The sequence below is a fragment of the Paraburkholderia saeva genome, assembly GCF_907164555.1.
Taxonomy (GTDB): Bacteria; Pseudomonadota; Gammaproteobacteria; order Burkholderiales; family Burkholderiaceae; genus Paraburkholderia; species Paraburkholderia saeva.
On sequence record NZ_CAJQZC010000015.1, the window covers coordinates 22,357 to 38,933 of the forward strand.

14 protein-coding genes and 1 pseudogene are annotated in these 16,577 nt (G+C 63.1%); 6 read left to right on the forward strand and 9 right to left on the reverse strand.

Annotated features, from left to right (window positions below; all coding sequences use genetic code 11):
- Positions 1–96 precede the first annotated feature (96 nt).
- Entirely contained in the window at positions 97–387 is a 291-nt protein-coding gene (locus tag LPA36_RS27085) for a DUF1488 family protein (RefSeq protein ID WP_228883481.1), read from the forward strand.
- 156 nt (positions 388–543) lie between these two features.
- Here the strand turns inward: LPA36_RS27085 and LPA36_RS27090 are convergent, their stop codons facing one another.
- The 6 genes from LPA36_RS27090 to LPA36_RS27115 form a co-directional block, all read right to left on the reverse strand.
- Positions 544–1,845: an NCS2 family permease gene (locus tag LPA36_RS27090; protein ID WP_228883483.1), complete on the reverse strand. Its 1,302-nt coding sequence runs from the start codon at positions 1,843–1,845 to the stop codon at positions 544–546.
- A 168-nt stretch (positions 1,846–2,013) separates the two neighbouring features.
- On the reverse strand, positions 2,014–2,538 hold the full coding sequence (locus tag LPA36_RS27095; protein ID WP_228883485.1) for a YaiI/YqxD family protein: 525 nt from the start codon (positions 2,536–2,538) through the stop codon (positions 2,014–2,016).
- 98 nt (positions 2,539–2,636) lie between these two features.
- Positions 2,637–2,912: a DUF4148 domain-containing protein gene (locus LPA36_RS27100; RefSeq protein ID WP_228883487.1), complete on the reverse strand. Its 276-nt coding sequence runs from the start codon at positions 2,910–2,912 to the stop codon at positions 2,637–2,639.
- A 137-nt stretch (positions 2,913–3,049) separates the two neighbouring features.
- Positions 3,050–3,823, reverse strand: coding sequence for a slipin family protein (locus LPA36_RS27105; protein ID WP_228883489.1), 774 nt, complete (start codon positions 3,821–3,823; stop codon positions 3,050–3,052).
- Positions 3,820–5,349: an NfeD family protein gene (locus LPA36_RS27110; protein WP_228883491.1), complete on the reverse strand. Its 1,530-nt coding sequence runs from the start codon at positions 5,347–5,349 to the stop codon at positions 3,820–3,822. The genes LPA36_RS27105 and LPA36_RS27110 overlap by 4 nt, the downstream gene beginning before the upstream one ends.
- A 65-nt stretch (positions 5,350–5,414) precedes the next feature.
- Entirely contained in the window at positions 5,415–6,473 is a 1,059-nt protein-coding gene (locus tag LPA36_RS27115) for an AraC family transcriptional regulator (RefSeq protein WP_228883493.1), read from the reverse strand.
- A 252-nt stretch (positions 6,474–6,725) separates the two neighbouring features.
- Here LPA36_RS27115 and LPA36_RS27120 point away from each other — a divergent pair, with 252 nt between their 5' ends.
- The 4 genes from LPA36_RS27120 (at position 6,726) to mmsB (ending at position 12,208) form a co-directional block, all read left to right on the forward strand.
- On the forward strand, positions 6,726–7,859 hold the full coding sequence (locus tag LPA36_RS27120) for an acyl-CoA dehydrogenase family protein (protein ID WP_228883495.1): 1,134 nt from the start codon (positions 6,726–6,728) through the stop codon (positions 7,857–7,859).
- Between the two features lie 50 nt (positions 7,860–7,909).
- Positions 7,910–9,619 carry an AMP-binding protein gene (locus LPA36_RS27125; protein WP_228883496.1) on the forward strand — a complete coding sequence of 570 codons (1,710 nt, stop codon included), beginning with the start codon at positions 7,910–7,912 and terminating at the stop codon, positions 9,617–9,619.
- Positions 9,620–9,729: 110 nt separating this feature from the next.
- Positions 9,730–11,265 carry a CoA-acylating methylmalonate-semialdehyde dehydrogenase gene (locus LPA36_RS27130; protein WP_228883497.1) on the forward strand — a complete coding sequence of 512 codons (1,536 nt, stop codon included), beginning with the start codon at positions 9,730–9,732 and terminating at the stop codon, positions 11,263–11,265.
- A 46-nt stretch (positions 11,266–11,311) separates the two neighbouring features.
- Complete coding sequence (mmsB, locus tag LPA36_RS27135) at positions 11,312–12,208, forward strand: 3-hydroxyisobutyrate dehydrogenase (RefSeq protein WP_228883498.1); 897 nt, start codon at positions 11,312–11,314, stop codon at positions 12,206–12,208.
- Positions 12,209–12,232: 24 nt separating this feature from the next.
- Here the strand turns inward: mmsB and LPA36_RS27140 are convergent, their stop codons facing one another.
- From LPA36_RS27140 to LPA36_RS27150, 3 genes are all read right to left on the reverse strand, one after another.
- Positions 12,233–13,498: an MFS transporter gene (locus LPA36_RS27140; protein WP_228883499.1), complete on the reverse strand. Its 1,266-nt coding sequence runs from the start codon at positions 13,496–13,498 to the stop codon at positions 12,233–12,235.
- 88 nt (positions 13,499–13,586) lie between these two features.
- Positions 13,587–14,396 (reverse strand): siderophore-interacting protein, encoded by an 810-nt coding sequence (locus LPA36_RS27145; RefSeq protein WP_228883500.1) that lies wholly within the window; start codon positions 14,394–14,396, stop codon positions 13,587–13,589.
- 38 nt (positions 14,397–14,434) lie between these two features.
- The gene (locus LPA36_RS27150; RefSeq protein ID WP_228883501.1) at positions 14,435–15,148 is read right to left on the reverse strand and encodes a PadR family transcriptional regulator; all 714 of its coding nucleotides are present in this window, start codon (positions 15,146–15,148) and stop codon (positions 14,435–14,437) included.
- An 832-nt stretch (positions 15,149–15,980) separates the two neighbouring features.
- Here LPA36_RS27150 and LPA36_RS27155 point away from each other — a divergent pair.
- A pseudogene (locus tag LPA36_RS27155) lies at positions 15,981–16,508 on the forward strand (substrate binding domain-containing protein); the annotation flags it as partial.
- Positions 16,509–16,577: the final 69 nt, after the last annotated feature.

A 16,577-nucleotide genomic window follows, 5' to 3' on the forward strand; every position in this document is an offset into this window, starting at 1 on the left:
GCGCGGCTGTCATCCACGCATGTAACCGGTCAGGAGGCGCTTTTAGCACACATGTGTGGCCCCGATTGATTGTTCGTCACCCGAAAGGCGATTCCCATGCAGATCATTTTCCTGAACGAAACCCCTGAATACTCGGGACAAGAACTTACCCTGGCATTCCCGGCAATGGTCGATGGGGAGAGGGTCGAGTGCATGATTACCGCCGAAACGCTGGAAGACCACTACGGGGCCGCATCGACGCGTCTTGAAGACATGGTCGGCGCATTCTCCACGCACCGTGAACGCATCGAAGCTGCAACGCGCCGGTTGCTGTCCGAAACGCGCGCGCAGTGTCTCGTGCTGCGCAGCGGCTATGTGCGTTTCTACGAGGCTAACCTGCGCAATTAGGTCGCGCAGTACGCCCTGAGTCGGTGTGACCGCCGCCATCGAACATGGCGGCGCTGACGTTCGCCCAGCTGATTTGCCCCCACTGAAGCTGCAATGACAGATCACGTCCGCAGTGCGGTCAAAGCATGCGTCGCAGCGTGCGAGCCCGGAAAGGGCCTATTCGGAGCCCAGATAGAAATAGCGGAACAGAAAAACGGCCGCGATGATCCAGACAACGAGCTTTACCTTGCGCGCCTGGCCCGTCAGGAGTTTCAGCCCGGCGTAGGAGATAAAGCCGAACGCGACGCCGTTGGCGATCGAATACGTGAATGGCATCAGGAGCGCGGTGAGGGCGGCCGGCACGACTTCCGTGGCATCGTCCCACGGCAGGTCGGCCATTTCGCGCAGCATCAGGCACGACACATACAGGAGTGCCGGCGCGGTCGCGTATCCCGGCACGACAGCTGCAAGCGGCGCGAAAAACAGCGCCGCGAGGAACAGCACGCCGACGGTAATCGCCGTCACGCCCGTGCGGCCGCCGGCCTGCACGCCGGACGCGCTTTCGATATACGCAGTCGTCGACGACGTCCCGAGCATCGAACCCGCCAGAATCGCGGTGCTGTCGGCGAGCAGCGCCTTGTTCAGACGATGCATCTTGCCTTCCACGAGCAGCCCCGCGCGGTTCGCGACCCCCATCAACGTCCCGGTTGCGTCGAACAGTTCGACGAGGAAGAACACGAGAATCACGTTGAGCACGCCACCCGAGAGCGCGGCGCGAATATCGAGGTGAAAGAGCGTCGCGTCGATCGAGGGCGGCGCGGACACGACACCGTTGAAATGATTGCCGCCGAAGAAAAAGCTGAGCATCGTCACGCCCACAATACCGATCAGGATCGCACCGCGCACGCGCAGGAAGTCGAGCGTGACGATCGCGAAGAAGCCGACGATCGCGAGAACCACATGCGCGTCGTGCAGGTTGCCGAGCGTCACGAGCGTCGCCGGATTGCCCACCACGATACCCGCGGACTTGAGCGAGATGATCGCGAGAAAGAGGCCGATACCGCCCGTGATGGCGATCCGTATCGAATGGGGAATGCCGTTGACGATGACTTCACGCACCCGGAAGAGCGTCACGATCAGGAACAGGCATCCGGAGATGAACACGGCGCCCAGTGCCGCCTGCCAGGTGAAACCCATGCCCTTCACGACGGTGTAGGCGAAATACGCGTTGAGTCCCATGCCTGGCGCGCAGGCAATCGGATAGTTCGCGTAGAGCCCCATGATGAGCGTGGCCAGCGCGGCCACGAGACAGGTGGCGACGAACACGGCGTCCTTGGGCATGCCTGCATCGCCGAGAATCGCCGGATTCACGAAAATGATGTAGGCCATCGTGAGGAACGTGGTCACACCTGCCAGCACTTCCGTGCGCAGATTGGTACCGGCTTCGTCGAAGCCGAAATAGCGTTTTACGGAGTCCATGAGTGCGTCTCTCGTTGTGTCCTGATGGTGTTCTTATGATGAGCGGTCCCTTGATCCGGGCAGGCCCGTTACGACCGCACGCTACGGGCGGATTGTAAACACGATTGATGGTCAGGGAGCACTCTGTCGCGTGCTTCGTGGAGGCGGTGCAACACGGGTTGACGTGTTTCAGCCTTCGTGCGGACCTTGCGGATCGCCGTCAGGCGCCGACGTATCGCCTGGCGCGGAAGAAGGCGGAACAGGCCGCGGCGCATGACGCAAGAGCCACCGGTCGAGTTCTCCGGCGAAGGTTTTGGTATCGCGTGCGCTGAAAGCGGAGGGGCCGCCCGTGTCGATACCGCTGCCGCGCAACTGGTCGAGCATCGCGCGCATGCGCAGGCGTTCCTCGATCGTGCCCGCGCTGTACCAGTTGCCGCGCGGATCGAGCGCGTGCGCGTTTTTCTGCAGTACGGCTGCGGCAAGCGGGATGTCGGCGGTGATGACGAGGTCGCCCACCTGAACGCGCTCAGCGATCAGGTCGTCGGCGGCATCGGCGCCGGCGGGCACCTGGATCGTGCGGATCAGGGGAGACGGGGGAACACGCAGGAACTGGTTTGCGACCAGCGTGACGGTCACGCTAACGCGCCGTGCGGCGCGAAACAGCATGTCCTTGATGACGACCGGACAGGCGTCCGCGTCTACCCAGATTTGCATCGTGTCGGCTTCCGGAGTCGAAGGGGCGTGATGATACCCGACTCAGGATAGCGCGACCGATGCCACAGGGCGTGGCCTGTTACTGGTTTTCTGCAGGTTTATTGCTGGCTGGTAGCAGGCGTGGCGCCGGCACCCATGGATTGCGCACGTCGCGCGGCGACAATGGCGCCTGCCTGCTGGGCATTTACCGGATAGTCGATCCAGTCGAGCGGATCGTAACCGGCAGCACGCCAGGCCACGAGATCCGCCTTGACTTCGGCGCGGGTCTTCGGCGCCGAAGGATCGTAAGACTGCGCTGCCGTCTGTGCGAAAGCGGCGGGGGCGAGCAGCGCGCCGAGCAGTGCGCCTGCAGCGATATGGGAAAAGAGCTTCATGGTAGCGTGGGCTTTTATAAGGGATAACCCTCGGATTCTAGTTCGGTGGCCCACAAACTGAAAGTCACCATTTGGCAATGCATTGTTGCCCGCAATGCATGAATCCGCACCACAAATGCCTTCAAAAGCCTTTCATATCAGGCGCCCGACGGCTTTCCCATCCGGTCGATCACCGCCGTCAGCAGGTCTATCGGCAGTGGGAAAACGATGGTCGAGTTCTTGTCGGCGGCGATGGTGGTGAGCGTTTGCAGGTAGCGCAGCTGCATGGCCTGCGGCTGGCGCGCGAGCATCTGCGCCGCTTCCAGCAGATGGGCGGAGGCCTGCAGTTCGCCCTGTGCGTGAATCACCTTCGCGCGTCGCTCGCGCTCGGCTTCCGCCTGACGCGCGATCGCGCGGATCATCGTTTCGTTGATATCGACGTGCTTGATCTCGACGTTCGACACCTTGATGCCCCACGCGTCGGTCTGCGCATCGAGCACTTTCTGGATGTCGGCGTTGAGCTGTTCGCGCTCGGCGAGCAGGTCGTCGAGTTCATGTTTGCCGAGCACGGCGCGCAGCGTCGTCTGCGAAAGCTGGCTCGTCGCCTCGAAATAGCGCGCGACCTGAATCACGGCCCGTTCCGGATCGACGACGCGAAAATAGATCACCGCGTTCACCTTCACGGAGACGTTGTCGCGCGTAATGACGTCCTGCGGCGGCACGTCGAACACGACGGTGCGCAGATCCATGCGCACGACCTGCTGCACGACTGGAATGATCAGCACGAGCCCCGGCCCCTTGACCTTCCAGAAACGTCCGAGCATGAACACGACGCCGCGTTCGTACTCCCGAAAAATGCGCACCGCCGAAGCAATCAGCACAACCACCAGCAGAATCAGGATGCTGCCAAAGCCGAACGTGAATCCGATCATGAGTGTTCTCCCTGTTGTGATGGCTGGTGCACGAGCGGCACGACGGTCAGCAGCAGGCCGCGTCGCCCTGTGACACGCACTTCACCTCCTGCGTCAAGCGGTTCCGCGCTCTGCACGCGCCAGCGCTCGCCATGCACGCGCGCCCAGGCTTCGTTCGCGCGCGTGCCATCCGGCGCCACGACACCCTCGTCCAGCACGATGCCGATGCTGCCGAGCATCGCTTCGCTACCGGTTACGACGGGCCGTCGCCGCGCGCGAAGCGCAACGCTCGATACGGTGAAGATAAAGAGCGCACTGAAAACCGTCAGCGCGACGATGAGCGGAATGGGCACGCCGTAGCCGGGTACGTCGGTGTCGATCAGCATCAACGCGCCGATCACGAACGCGACGATGCCGCCAAAACCCAGCGTGCCGAACGTCGGCAGGAAAGCCTCGGCGATCAGGAACGCGATGCCCAGAAAGATCAAGCCGAGCCCGACGAAGTTTACCGGCAGCAACTGCAGCGCGAAGAGTCCGACGAGCAGACTGATCGCACCCGCGACACCCGGCAGCACGAACCCCGGATTGGCAAACTCGAAGAAAAGACCGTACATGCCGATCATCATCAGGATCAGCGCGACGTTCGGGTCGGTAATGACCGCAAGAAAACGGCTGCGCCAGTCGGGTTCGAGCGACACGACAGGCGCATTGTTCGTTGCGAGATGCTGGTCGCCGGCGACCGTATTGATTGTGCGTCCGTCGAGCTGATGCAGCAGGTCTGGCACGTCGCGCGCGATCAGGTCGACCACGTGCTGGTCGAGCGCCTCGCGCGCCGACAGGCTGACGGCCTCGCGCACGGCTCGTTCGGCCCAGGCCTGGTTGCGTCCGCGCATTTGCGCGAGTCCACGGATATAGGCGGCTGCATCGTGCACCTGCTTGCGGATTTCAGTCGATTGCGTATCAAGTGCGCCTGGTTCGGATGCGCTGGACGCCGACGCCGCTTTCCCTTCGCTCGACGCGGGCATCGTGCCCGGTTGTTGCGGCGCAGCGCTGCCGAGCCCGAGCTGCACCGGCGTTGCGGCGCCGATATTCGTGCCGGGCGCCATGGCGGCGATGTGGCTCGCGTACACGATATAGGTGCCGGCGCTCGCGGCGCGCGCGCCACCCGGCGAGATAAACGCAGCGACAGGCACGGGGGAAGCCAGGATCGCCTTGATGATCTGCCGCATCGAGGTATCGAGGCCGCCAGGCGTATCGAGCTGGATGACGGCCAGTTGCGCGTGATCCTGCGCTGCCCGCCCAAGGCCTCGAACGATGAAATCCGCCGTTGCCGGCCCGATTGCACCATTGACCGGAATCACGACAACGCCTTTCGAAGCCGGCGCCGCAAACAGGGCGGCGTGTTGCAGAAGGGCCGGGAAAACCAGCATCAGTCCCGCCGCGGCCGCGCCGCGCAGGAACCTGAAACATCGGGCCGCAAGGCCGCCACGGGGTACGTAACGGTGCGGACCAGACTGCCGGAACGGGAGAAACGTGTGCGTTCTCATCGCGGACAGCCGGCACGCCTTGTCGGCGAGTGCCGGCCGGAAAGGACTGGCCTGATAGCTATAGCTTAGTCCGCTTCGGCGGGCGGCGTGAGGGATGAAAGGGACGAAACGGATGAAAGTGACGTGACCCGGTAATCGGTCGGACGCATGCCCGTCCATTTGCGGAACGCGCGGTAAAACGCACTGGGCTCGGCAAAACCGATACGGGTCGCGATATCGGCGATCGTGCGGTCGGTGTCCTGCAATTCGCCAATCGCGATATCGCGCCGCAGGTCGTCCTTGATCGACTGATAGGTATAGCCCTCCTGCTTGAGGTGGCGGCGCATCGTCGCTTCGGCGACATTCAGGCGCAACGCCATTTCGTCGGAACCGGGCCATGCGGACATCGGCAGCGCGCGCAGCAGCTTGCGCACGCGCACGGCAAGCGACCCGGCATTGCGGTACTTCACGACGAAATTGCCGGGCGCATCGCGCAGGAAGGTTCTTGCCGATTTCGCCGTCTGCACGACCGGCAGGTCGAGAAACGCCGGCGCGAGATCGACGAACGACGCGTCCTCGCCGAACGCCATGTCGTCGCAGAACATCAGCCGGTATTCGTGCGCCGCTGGCGGTTCCGCGCAGCGAAAACGTGCCTGCAGGAGCGGTATGCGCCGCCCGACCAGCCAGCACACGAGGCCGTAGACGAGGATGAAATACGTCGCACAGGCGAACATGGTGGGCGCGGACGTGCCTTCGCGATGCGTGAATTCGAGCCTGACGCGCGTGGCGTCCTTCACGATGCGCACGTGCAGGTCGTCCAGCACGAGCCGCATGAAACCGACTGCGCGCGCGAGCGCGTGCGCGCCGGTGCGGGCCGTGAGCGCCGCGTGCGTCATCGCGACGAAACTGCCGCTTTTCATCGGATGCGAGTCCTGGCCAAAGAACTCGTCGTCGAGCGCGCGGGCGATGCCGGCCCACAACGCGCCGTATTGCGCCGACGTCACGCGGCTTTTTGGCGAGGCCAGCACCTGCGGTGCAATGCCGGCCGCTTCGATGACGGGCTGCACGTCGAGCCCGCGCGCACGGGCGAGGGCGAGCGTTTCTTCGACGAGGCTGACGGAAATGGTGCCTTTTTCGCTTTTCATGCTGACTATGGCAAATGCGCTCACCAAGATTGAACGGGCTGAGCATCGAACCCCGACTGCGGACGGCCTACACTTTTCCCGGCAGACGGCGTCCCACACGCGTCACGACGCTGCGCCGCAACATGGCGACACAGTGTAGGCCAACCGGTCCCGGCGCGCCATGTACGACACGGCGCCCGCGTATTGCGCAGACCGGAATCAACGTGCGCAAAACCCATGCGCTCCAAACGCTCACAAGGCAAGGCGGTTCTCATGCACGATTTCTACACCCACGAACAACGGATGATCCGCGACGCGGCGCGCGACTTCGCCACACACGGTCTCGCGCCGCATGCGGGCGAATGGGATCGCGCGGGCGCATTGCCGGCGGAGATCGTCACGCAGATGGGCGAACTCGGTTTTCTGGGCATGATCGTGCCGGCCGAATGGGGTGGCTCCTACAGCGATTATGTGGCTTATGCGCTCGCAATTGAAGAAATCGCTGCGGGGTGCGCCGCGTGCGCGACGCTGATGAGCGTGCATAACTCCGTCGGCTGCGGCCCGATTCTCAACTTCGGCAGCGACGCGCAGAAGGACCAGTATCTGCACGATCTCGCTTCGGGAAAACGCATCGGGGCGTTCTGTCTGACGGAGCCGCAGGCCGGGTCCGAGGCGAACAATCTGCGCACCCGCGCGGTGCTGCGCGATGGCCAGTGGATCATCAACGGTAACAAGCAGTTCGTGACGAACGGTTCGCGTGCCGACGTCGCGATCGTATTCGCCGTCACTGATCCTGATCGCGGCAAGCGCGGCCTTTCGGCGTTTATCGTGCCGACTGACGCGCCGGGGTTCAACGTCGGCAAGCCGGAAAGCAAGCTCGGCATCCGCGCGTCGGACACGTGCCCGATCTCGTTCGACGACTGCACCGTGCCCGAAGGCAATCTGCTGGGCGAGGCCGGTGAAGGTTTGCGCATCGCGCTGTCGAACCTGGAGGGCGGGCGCATCGGCATTGCGGCGCAGGCTGTCGGCATCGCGCGTGCGGCGTTTGACGCGGCGCGTGCCTATGCGAATGAACGTGTCCAGTTCGGCAAGGCGTTAAAGGACCATCAAACCATCGCGAACATGCTCGCCGACATGACCACGCGGCTAAACGCGGCGCGTCTGCTCGTGCATCACGCGGCGCGACTGCGGAGCGAAGGCTTGCCGTGTCTGTCGGAGGCATCGCAGGCCAAACTCTACGCATCCGAAATCGCCGAAGACGTGTGCTCGAAAGCGATCCAGATTCACGGCGGCTACGGCTACCTGGAAGACTACGCCGTCGAGCGCCACTATCGGGATGCACGCATCACGCAGATTTACGAAGGAACCAGCGAGGTACAAAGAATGGTGATCGCGCGCTCCGTTTGAGTGCAAAATAATCTGACATAGAGCGCGGACGCGCCAATCAGGAGACATCGATGACTGCAGCGAACAGCTTTCTGGCGGCGCGCGACCTGTTGTTTCGCCATCGCACGGATTACGACAGTGCGTATCGCGAGTTTGCGTGGCCGACGCTCGGCGAGTTCAACTGGGCGCTCGACTATTTCGACGCGTTCGCGCGGAATAACAACCAGCCAGCACTTGTGATCGTCGAAGGCGCAACGGGCGAGGAAACGCGATACACGTATGCGCAGATTTCGGAGCGCGCGTCGCGCATGGCGAATTTCCTGCGTGGAATCGGCGTCGGGCGCGGTGACCGTGTGCTGCTGATGCTGCCGAACCGCGTCGAACTGTGGGATGTGATGCTCGCGGCGATGAAGCTCGGCGCGATCGTATTGCCGGCAACGACGCAACTGTCACCGGACGACGTGCGCGATCGCGTGCAGATCGGCGGCGCGCGGTACGCAGTGGTCGATAGCGGCGAGCTGGCGAAGTTCGATGCAATCGATGCTGGCCTCACGCGTATTTCAGTTGGCGCGCCGCGCGAAGGCTGGATCGATCTCGCGCGCGCCGCGGATGCATCGCCAGCGTTCGAACCTGACGGTCCGACGCGCGCGACCGATCCGATGCTGCTGTACTTCACATCAGGCACGACATCGAAGCCGAAGCTCGTCGAGCATACGCATCAGAGCTATCCGGTGGGCCATCTTTCGACGATGTACTGGATCGGCCTGCAACCCGGTGACGTGCACTGGAACATCAGTTCGCCAGGCTGGGCCAAGCACGCATGGAGCTGCTTCTTTGCGCCGTGGAATGCGGGGGCATGCGTGTTCATTTTCAACACGCCGCGCTTCGTGCCGAAAGAAACGCTCAACGCGCTCGTGCGCTACAACGTCACCACCCTGTGCGCGCCGCCCACCGTCTGGCGCATGCTCGTACAGGAGCCGCTCGCGTCCTACCCGGTCAAGCTGCGCGAGATTGTCGGCGCAGGCGAGCCGCTCAATCCCGAGGTCATCGAGCGCGTGCGTCATGCGTGGGGCGTGACGATTCGCGATGGCTTCGGCCAGACCGAAACGACCTGCCAGATCGGCAATTCGCCGGGTCAACCGGTCGTGGCAGGGTCGATGGGGCGACCGTTGCCGGGCTACCGGATCGAACTCGTCGATGCCGACGATCAACCCACGACCGAAGGCGAAATCGTATTGCCGCTGGACCAGCGTCCGCTTGGCCTCATGACTGGCTACGCGAACAACGAGAAGGCCACGGTGGAGGCGATGCGCAACGGTTTCTATCACACGTCCGATGTCGCGATGCGACGCGACGACGGTTACTACGTCTACGTTGGCCGCTCCGATGACGTGTTCAAGTCGTCCGACTACCGCCTGAGCCCGTTCGAACTCGAAAGCGCGCTGATCGAACACGAAGCCATCGCCGAAGCGGCGGTGGTGCCAAGCGCCGACGCGTTGCGTCTGTCGGTGCCGAAAGCGTTCGTCACGGTGCGTCAGGGTTACGAAGCCGGTCCGGAACTGGCGCGTGCGGTGTTCGCGTTCTCGCGCGAAAAACTCGCGCCCTACAAGCGGATTCGCCGGTTGCAGTTCAGCGAACTGCCGAAAACGATTTCCGGCAAGATCCGTCGCGTCGAGTTACGCCGACGTGAACTGGAGCGCGGCGCGGAACCCGCGCGCCTACCCGACGAATACTGGGAAGAGGATTTCCCTGATCTGCGCGAACCCGCTTCGAAGCGCTAGACACACCAGACACGCCAGACCCGATACGTATCGCCGTCTTTCATCGTTCGCATGGTTGTTGGGCTGCATCTGCGGCCAGACGTAACAGCCCAAAGCACAGGAGATTTCGAATGAGCGCAAATCCGTCTACCCTCGCCAGCAGGACGTCCGGCGTGGCGACCGTCAAACTGTTGATCAACGGCGAATTCGTCGACTCGACCTCGACTGAATGGCGCGACATCGTCAACCCCGCGACGCAGGATGTGCTCGCGCGCGTACCGTTCGCGACGGTCAGCGAAGTCGATGCTGCGATCCGTGCCGCGCACGAGGCGTTCAGGACGTGGAAGAACACGCCGACCGGTGCGCGTATGCGCATCATGCTGAAGTATCAGGCGCTGATTCGCGAGCACATGCCGCGCATCGCGAAGACACTGAGCGCGGATCAGGGCAAGACGATTCCCGACGCGGAAGGCGATATCTTCCGCGGGCTCGAGGTCGTCGAGCATGCGTGTTCGATCGGCACGCTGCAACAGGGCGAATTCGCGGAGAACGTCGCGGGCAGCGTCGATACATATACGCTGCGGCAACCGATCGGCGTATGCGTGGGTATCACGCCGTTCAACTTCCCGGCGATGATTCCATTATGGATGTTCCCGATGGCGATTGTCTGCGGCAACACGTTCGTGCTCAAGCCTTCGGAACAGGATCCCATGTCGACGATGGAACTCGTCGAACTCGCGCTTGAAGCCGGTGTGCCGAAGGGCGTATTGAACGTCGTGCACGGCGGCAAGGAAGTCGTCGATGCGTTGTGTATGCATGAACTCGTCAAGGCGATTTCGTTCGTCGGCTCGACGGCTGTCGGTACCCACGTGTATCGCCTCGGCAGCGAACATGGCAAGCGCGTGCAGTCGATGATGGGCGCGAAGAATCACGCCGTCGTGCTGCCCGATGCGAACCGCGAGCAGACGCTCAACGCGCTGGCAGGCGCAGGTTTTGGCGCGGCCGGCCAGCGTTGCATGGCGACCTCGGTGGTCGTGCTGGTGGGCGCGTCCGCACAGTGGCTGCCGGACCTGGTCGAAAAGGCGAAAACATTGAAGGTCAATGCCGGCAGCGAAGCGAACACGGACATCGGCCCGGTCGTCTCGCGCGCCGCGCAGGAACGCATTCTCGGACTGATCGAAGCCGGTGTGAAGGAAGGCGCGACGCTCGCGCTGGATGGTCGCGGCATCAAGGTGCCGGGTTACGAGAAGGGCAACTTCATCGGCCCGACGATCTTTTCCGACGTCACAGCCGATATGCAGATCTATCGCACCGAGATCTTCGGGCCGGTGCTTTGCGTACTGAGCGTGCCGACGCTCGACGATGCCATCGAACTCGTCAATCGCAATCCGTTCGGTAATGGCGTAGGTCTCTTCACGCAGAGCGGCGCGGCGGCGCGCAAATTCCAGAGCGACATCGATATCGGCCAGGTCGGCATCAACATTCCAATTCCGGTGCCCGTGCCCTCGTTCAGCTTTACGGGCTCGCGCGGCTCGAAGCTCGGCGATCTTGGCCCGTACGGCAAGCAGGTCGTGCAGTTCTACACGCAGACCAAGACCGTCACCGCGCGCTGGTTCGATGACGCCACCGTCAACGACGGCGTCAACACCACGATCAGCCTGCGCTAGGCGCGCGCAGGCCGCGATATTGAATGCAGGCAACGGAGACAGCACCATGAAAATCGGTTTCATCGGACTCGGCAATATGGGCGCACCGATGGCGCTCAATCTGCTGAAGGCAGGGCATACCGTCAATGTGTTCGACCTCAGCGCAGAGGCGGTGAAATCGCTTGTCGACGCGGGCGCCCACGCGGCGGACTCAGCGAAAGCGGCCGTGGCCGACGTCGAATGTGTGGTCACGATGCTGCCGGCCGCGGCTCATGTGCGCAGCGTGCTCACCGCGGAAGACGGCGTGCTCGCCGGCATCCCGAAAGGCGTGACGATCATCGATTCGAGCACGATCGATCCCGCAACCGTCAAGGCATGCGCCGAAATCGCCACGAAGCACGGCAATACCTTCGTCGATGCGCCGGTATCGGGTGGAACGGGCGGCGCAGCTGCGGGCACGCTGACGTTCATGGTGGGCGGCAGCGCCGCGTCGTACGAGCACGTGAAGCCCGTGCTCTCGGCAATGGGCAAGAACATCGTGCATTGCGGCGATACCGGCACGGGGCAGGTCGCGAAGATCTGCAACAACCTCGTGCTCGGCATCACGATGGCTGGCGTCGCGGAAGCGATGTCGCTCGGCGAAGCGCTCGGCATCGATCCGAAGGTGTTGGGCAGCATCATCAATACATCGACGGGGCGCTGCTGGAGCTCGGATACGTATAACCCGTTCCCGGGTCTGATCGAAACGGCGCCTTCATCGCGCGGCTATACCGGCGGCTTCGGCACAGACCTGATGCTGAAGGATCTCGGCCTTGCCACCGACGCCGCGAAGTTCGCCCGCCAGCCCGTCTACCTCGGCGCGCTCGCGCAGCAGCTGTATCAGACGATGAGCACGCAGGGCGCAGGCAGGCTGGACTTCTCGGCGGTGATCAAGCTGTATCGCAAGGACAGGGACGCCGGCTGACCACGCCTGGCTACATCGCGCTCGCTAACCCGGCGACCGGCTTACCGGCACGCCGACATCTTTCCGATCCGCCGGCGAAACCTCCTCGTCAGCGGCCTTCACGCGGCTGATCCACGCAAATGCCAGCAGCACCAGCGCAACCGCAGCCCAGCCATTCGTGCCGTAACCGTCGATATGGCCGGCCGGCGTGATCGACAGCATCAGGCCGCCGAGCCACGCGCCGCAGCCCGTGCCAAGCGCCATCACGGCGCTGTTCGCGCTCAGGAATGCGCCGCGCTGAGAAGGCGCGGGAACGGTTGTCATCAGCGCCTGCATCGGCACCATCCGCCCGGACACCGCGACCATGAACACCGCGAAGAATGGCACGACGATGAAGAAAGGCAACGCCGGCAGATGCGTTACGAACAGCACCGGCAGCACCGAAAGTACGGCGAAAACGCGGAACATGACGCGCCGCCCGTAGCGGTCGGCAAGACGGCCGATCGCGCGGGACGTGAAGAACGTCGCTGCGCCGCCCGCCATGTAGATCCACGACAGATGCGCGGGCTCGACGCCGTGATTCGCGACCAGCATTGGCGAGATGAACGGGATCACCATCATCTGCGAAACCATCATCATGAATGTCAGCGCGAACGCGTTCAGATGCCGCGGTAACACGAGCAGCCGGCCGAGCGCGGGCAGCACTTCGTTCAGCGGTGGTGTGCCGCGTGCGAGGTGTTCAGACAGCGACGGCACGATGCGCGAGCACGCCAGCCAGATCGCGACCGACAGCGCGACCAGCAGCACGAACGGCGCGGCCCACGTGAAGTGCGCGCCGAGCATCACGCCTGCAGGCACACCCGCAATCGCGGCGAGCGAGAACGCGGTCATAATCGTGCCGGTCGCGGCGCCGCGTCGCGCGGGCGGAATGACGTCCGTCACGATCGCCATGATGACCGAGCCGAGCACGCCACCCGTCAGGCCGGCGAAAGCGCGTGCGACCAGCAGCAGCGTGAAACTGCCCGCCAGCGCGCATGCAAGATTCGACAACGCGAAGAGCGCATAGACATACAGCAGCAGCCGCCGCCGGTCGAAGCGGTCGATATACGTCGCGGCAAGCAGCCCGGAGAGCCCGGAGCACCACGAATAGGCGGAGACGGCGGTGGCGAACGCGGCCGGCGTGATCGTGAACGCATGCATGATCTGCGGGCCGAGCGGCATCATCACCATGAAGTCCATGATGATGGTGAACTGCGTCAACGCCAGAAGCCACAGCAAGCGGCGTTCACGGGTTGGGGTCAAGGGATTCATCGATGACGTCCTGTTTTCCTGTCGTTGTTATGAACGACGGCGGCGGGCACCGTCATCGTTGTAGTTGCACGAGCCGTATCGCGAACCGTCAGTCGTCGATCGATTCATGCACGGCCGCCGCGCCGCGTTTCCAGTAGCTGGCTGCACGGATGCGCGTTTTGTCGACATCACGTTCAGTCGTGAGGTACTGGCGCACTGCGCGGATCGCGGCCGATTCGCCGGCTGCCCACACGTAACCTTCGCCCTCCGGCAGGAACGTTTCGCGCACGACATCCAGCAGCGTGCTTTCGCCATCGTCCGGATAGCACCACACGGTGTACAGATCGGCCTCCGTCGTGAAGTCGATGCGCGCCGACGGATCGCGTACTTCCAGCACCGCAGCGACGCGCGTGCCGGCGGGCAGTTCTTCGAGGCGACGGCCGATCGCGGGCAACGCAGTTTCGTCGCCGATCAGCAGATGCCAGTCGAAACCCTGCGGAATCACAAACGAGCCACGCGGACCGCCGACGCCCAGATGCTGGCCGACACGCGCCGTGCGCGCCCAGCTCGAAGCCGGCCCGACCGCGTGAAGCACGAAGTCGATAACAAGCTCGCCTGCTTCGCGGTCGAAGCGGCGCGGCGTGTAGTCGCGTGCGACCGGACGCGGCTGGCCTTCGGAGAACACCGGGCCGTCGGGGCCCGCAACAGGCAGCAACGGCCTGTCTGCGCCCGGTGCGGGGAAAAACACCTTGATGTGATCGTCGAACGATGCGGACGTGAAGTCGCGCAGGTCTTCGCCCGTCAGCGTGATGCGCACCAGATGCGGCGTCAGCGGTTCGACCCGCGACACCTGTAGCAGTCGGAACTTCAGCGGATGGCGCACGCGCACCACCGCCAGATCGGCACTCGTATTCAGCATGCGAGGTTCTCCGTTCAAATGAGAGGCCGGCGCGGCGCTCAAGGCGCGCTGCCGGTTTTGCCTTCAATTTCGGCCGTGGCGCGCGCGAGGATTGCGGCGATTCGGCGCTGTTCGTCGGGCGACGCGGCCGTGCGCAGCACCAGCGCGTTTTTCAGTGCGCGGCGCGCCGCGATGAGTTCGGGCACCCAGCCACCTTCGGACGGATCGGCGGGTTCTTCACCCGCAAACGCACGGCGCACCGAATCCATCTTGCGTCCGATATGAGTGAGCTTCGCGAGCATCAGATCGACGCGCTCGCGGTTTTCGCCGAGGTACTGCTGGCCGCTTTCCGACAACGCGTAGCGCTTGCGGTTGCCCTCGACTTCGACGGTGACGTGACCGACTTCTTCAAGAAACGTAAGCGCCGGATACACCATGCCGGGACTCGGCGAATAAAAGCCGTTCGAGCGCGCGTCCAGCGCGCGGATGAGTTCGTAGCCGTGGCTCGGACGTTCCGCGAGCAGCCCGAGCAGAAGCAGTTGCAGGTCCTCTGACGTGAAGCGGCGGCCGCGCGGAAAGCCGTCGCCCTCGCCGCCGAAGCCGCCAGGGCCGCCCCCGAACGGCCCCCCACCGCCAAACGGGCCACCGCCGCGCCGGTGATGATGGCGGCCGATGGCGTGCCAGAACGAATGCAGCGCCTGCCATGAAAAGCGTTCAACATGGGCCCGGTGATCGTGCCAGGATGAATGATCGTGATGTGGGTGGTTACGCATGACCGATACTCCGTTTGTCGTAAAACATATCTTAAGATATATATCGAAAGATATACTGTCAAGTCGAATTTGACGGGTTATCGGCGCACACTAAAGTCTGCGGGAGCGCCGAAAGCCCCGTTCAGAGACAAAAAAGTCTGCGGGAAGGGCAAAATTTGCAGTGCGCTGCACAATTTCTAAGGGTTTTACAGGCTGAAGCTGACGCATTTTCTTGAGAGACCTCGGCTGAATACGACACACGCCTGCGGATTATTTTAGGGTCTGATAGTTGGGGCGAAGAGCATCGTCTTCTGACTTGTGAGGCGCGGGAAGGAATTTGGCGGAAGGGGGCAATCCGTCCAAAAAGCCATTGTGCTGGCGAGCTTTGGGAGGGACGGCCTTGTTAGGGCCGCGTGCCCAGGTGAGCAGGGCACTCACAGACATGCTTTACAACTTGAGATATAGGGCTGCATCGGACAGCGGGCATTGGAGGCCCGCTGTCGTACGCCCTCACCACATTTGCGGCCCGGGCGTCGATGCTCTTAACGTTTGTGGACAAAGTCCTCGAGCGCCTGGAACTTGAGGTCATCTTTTAGCGCCGGGTCAGCCCACGCTATCTTTTCCAAGCTCTCACGCAACTGGGAAACGGCAATCCGCCGTTTGTCGACCACGGCGACCAATAGGGCCAACGCATCCCTTGGGTGCCTGCTGATTCAGTTCTATCAGGACGTGATACGCGAGCGGGATGGGCGTGAGCCACGGCATTACAATCTTGAGTGCCTCCGGGAACGCCACGTCAGCCGCAATGGCGATTCGCGCAATCAGCGCACCTCGTCGTTGACACCCGAAGGCGACGTTGGAGCTTTGCCTGACCGACAGTGAGAGCGATCTGATCAGCGAGGGGTTCGACGTCGCGATCCGTATTGGTCAGCTAGCGGATTCATCCCTTTTCGCAAGACGCCTTGCTATGCTGGAAGAAGTCGTGGTGGGTCATCCACGGTATTTGAAGCGACCGGTTGCGCGACCCGCAGACTTGCAGACGTTGCCGTGGGTGGCGTTCTCGGGATCTCTGGGCCGTGACGATGTCGAGTTTGAACGTCGTGGCCGCAAGCAGAAAGTCAGGGTGACACCGCGCCTGAAGATTGACCAGATCATTGGGCACCGCGAGGTGCTTCTCTCTGGTGCTGGCGTGGGACTGATTCATCGATACGCTGTCGATCAAGACATCCGTGATGGACGACTCGTCCGGCTTCTTCCCGATTGGCGGTTGCCCGAATGGCCAGTGCACCTGATGTTTCCTGCCAAGGCGCAGACTCATCGCCTGCGGGAGTGGTGCGCCGAGCTTCAGCAAGAGCTCGACGGGATTCCCGGCGTGACCTGACGCGAGGGGAGTCGGGCGCACAAAGCCCCCGGTCTGCGAGCTGGTCGCTGGAGCGATTCGAGCCTTTGC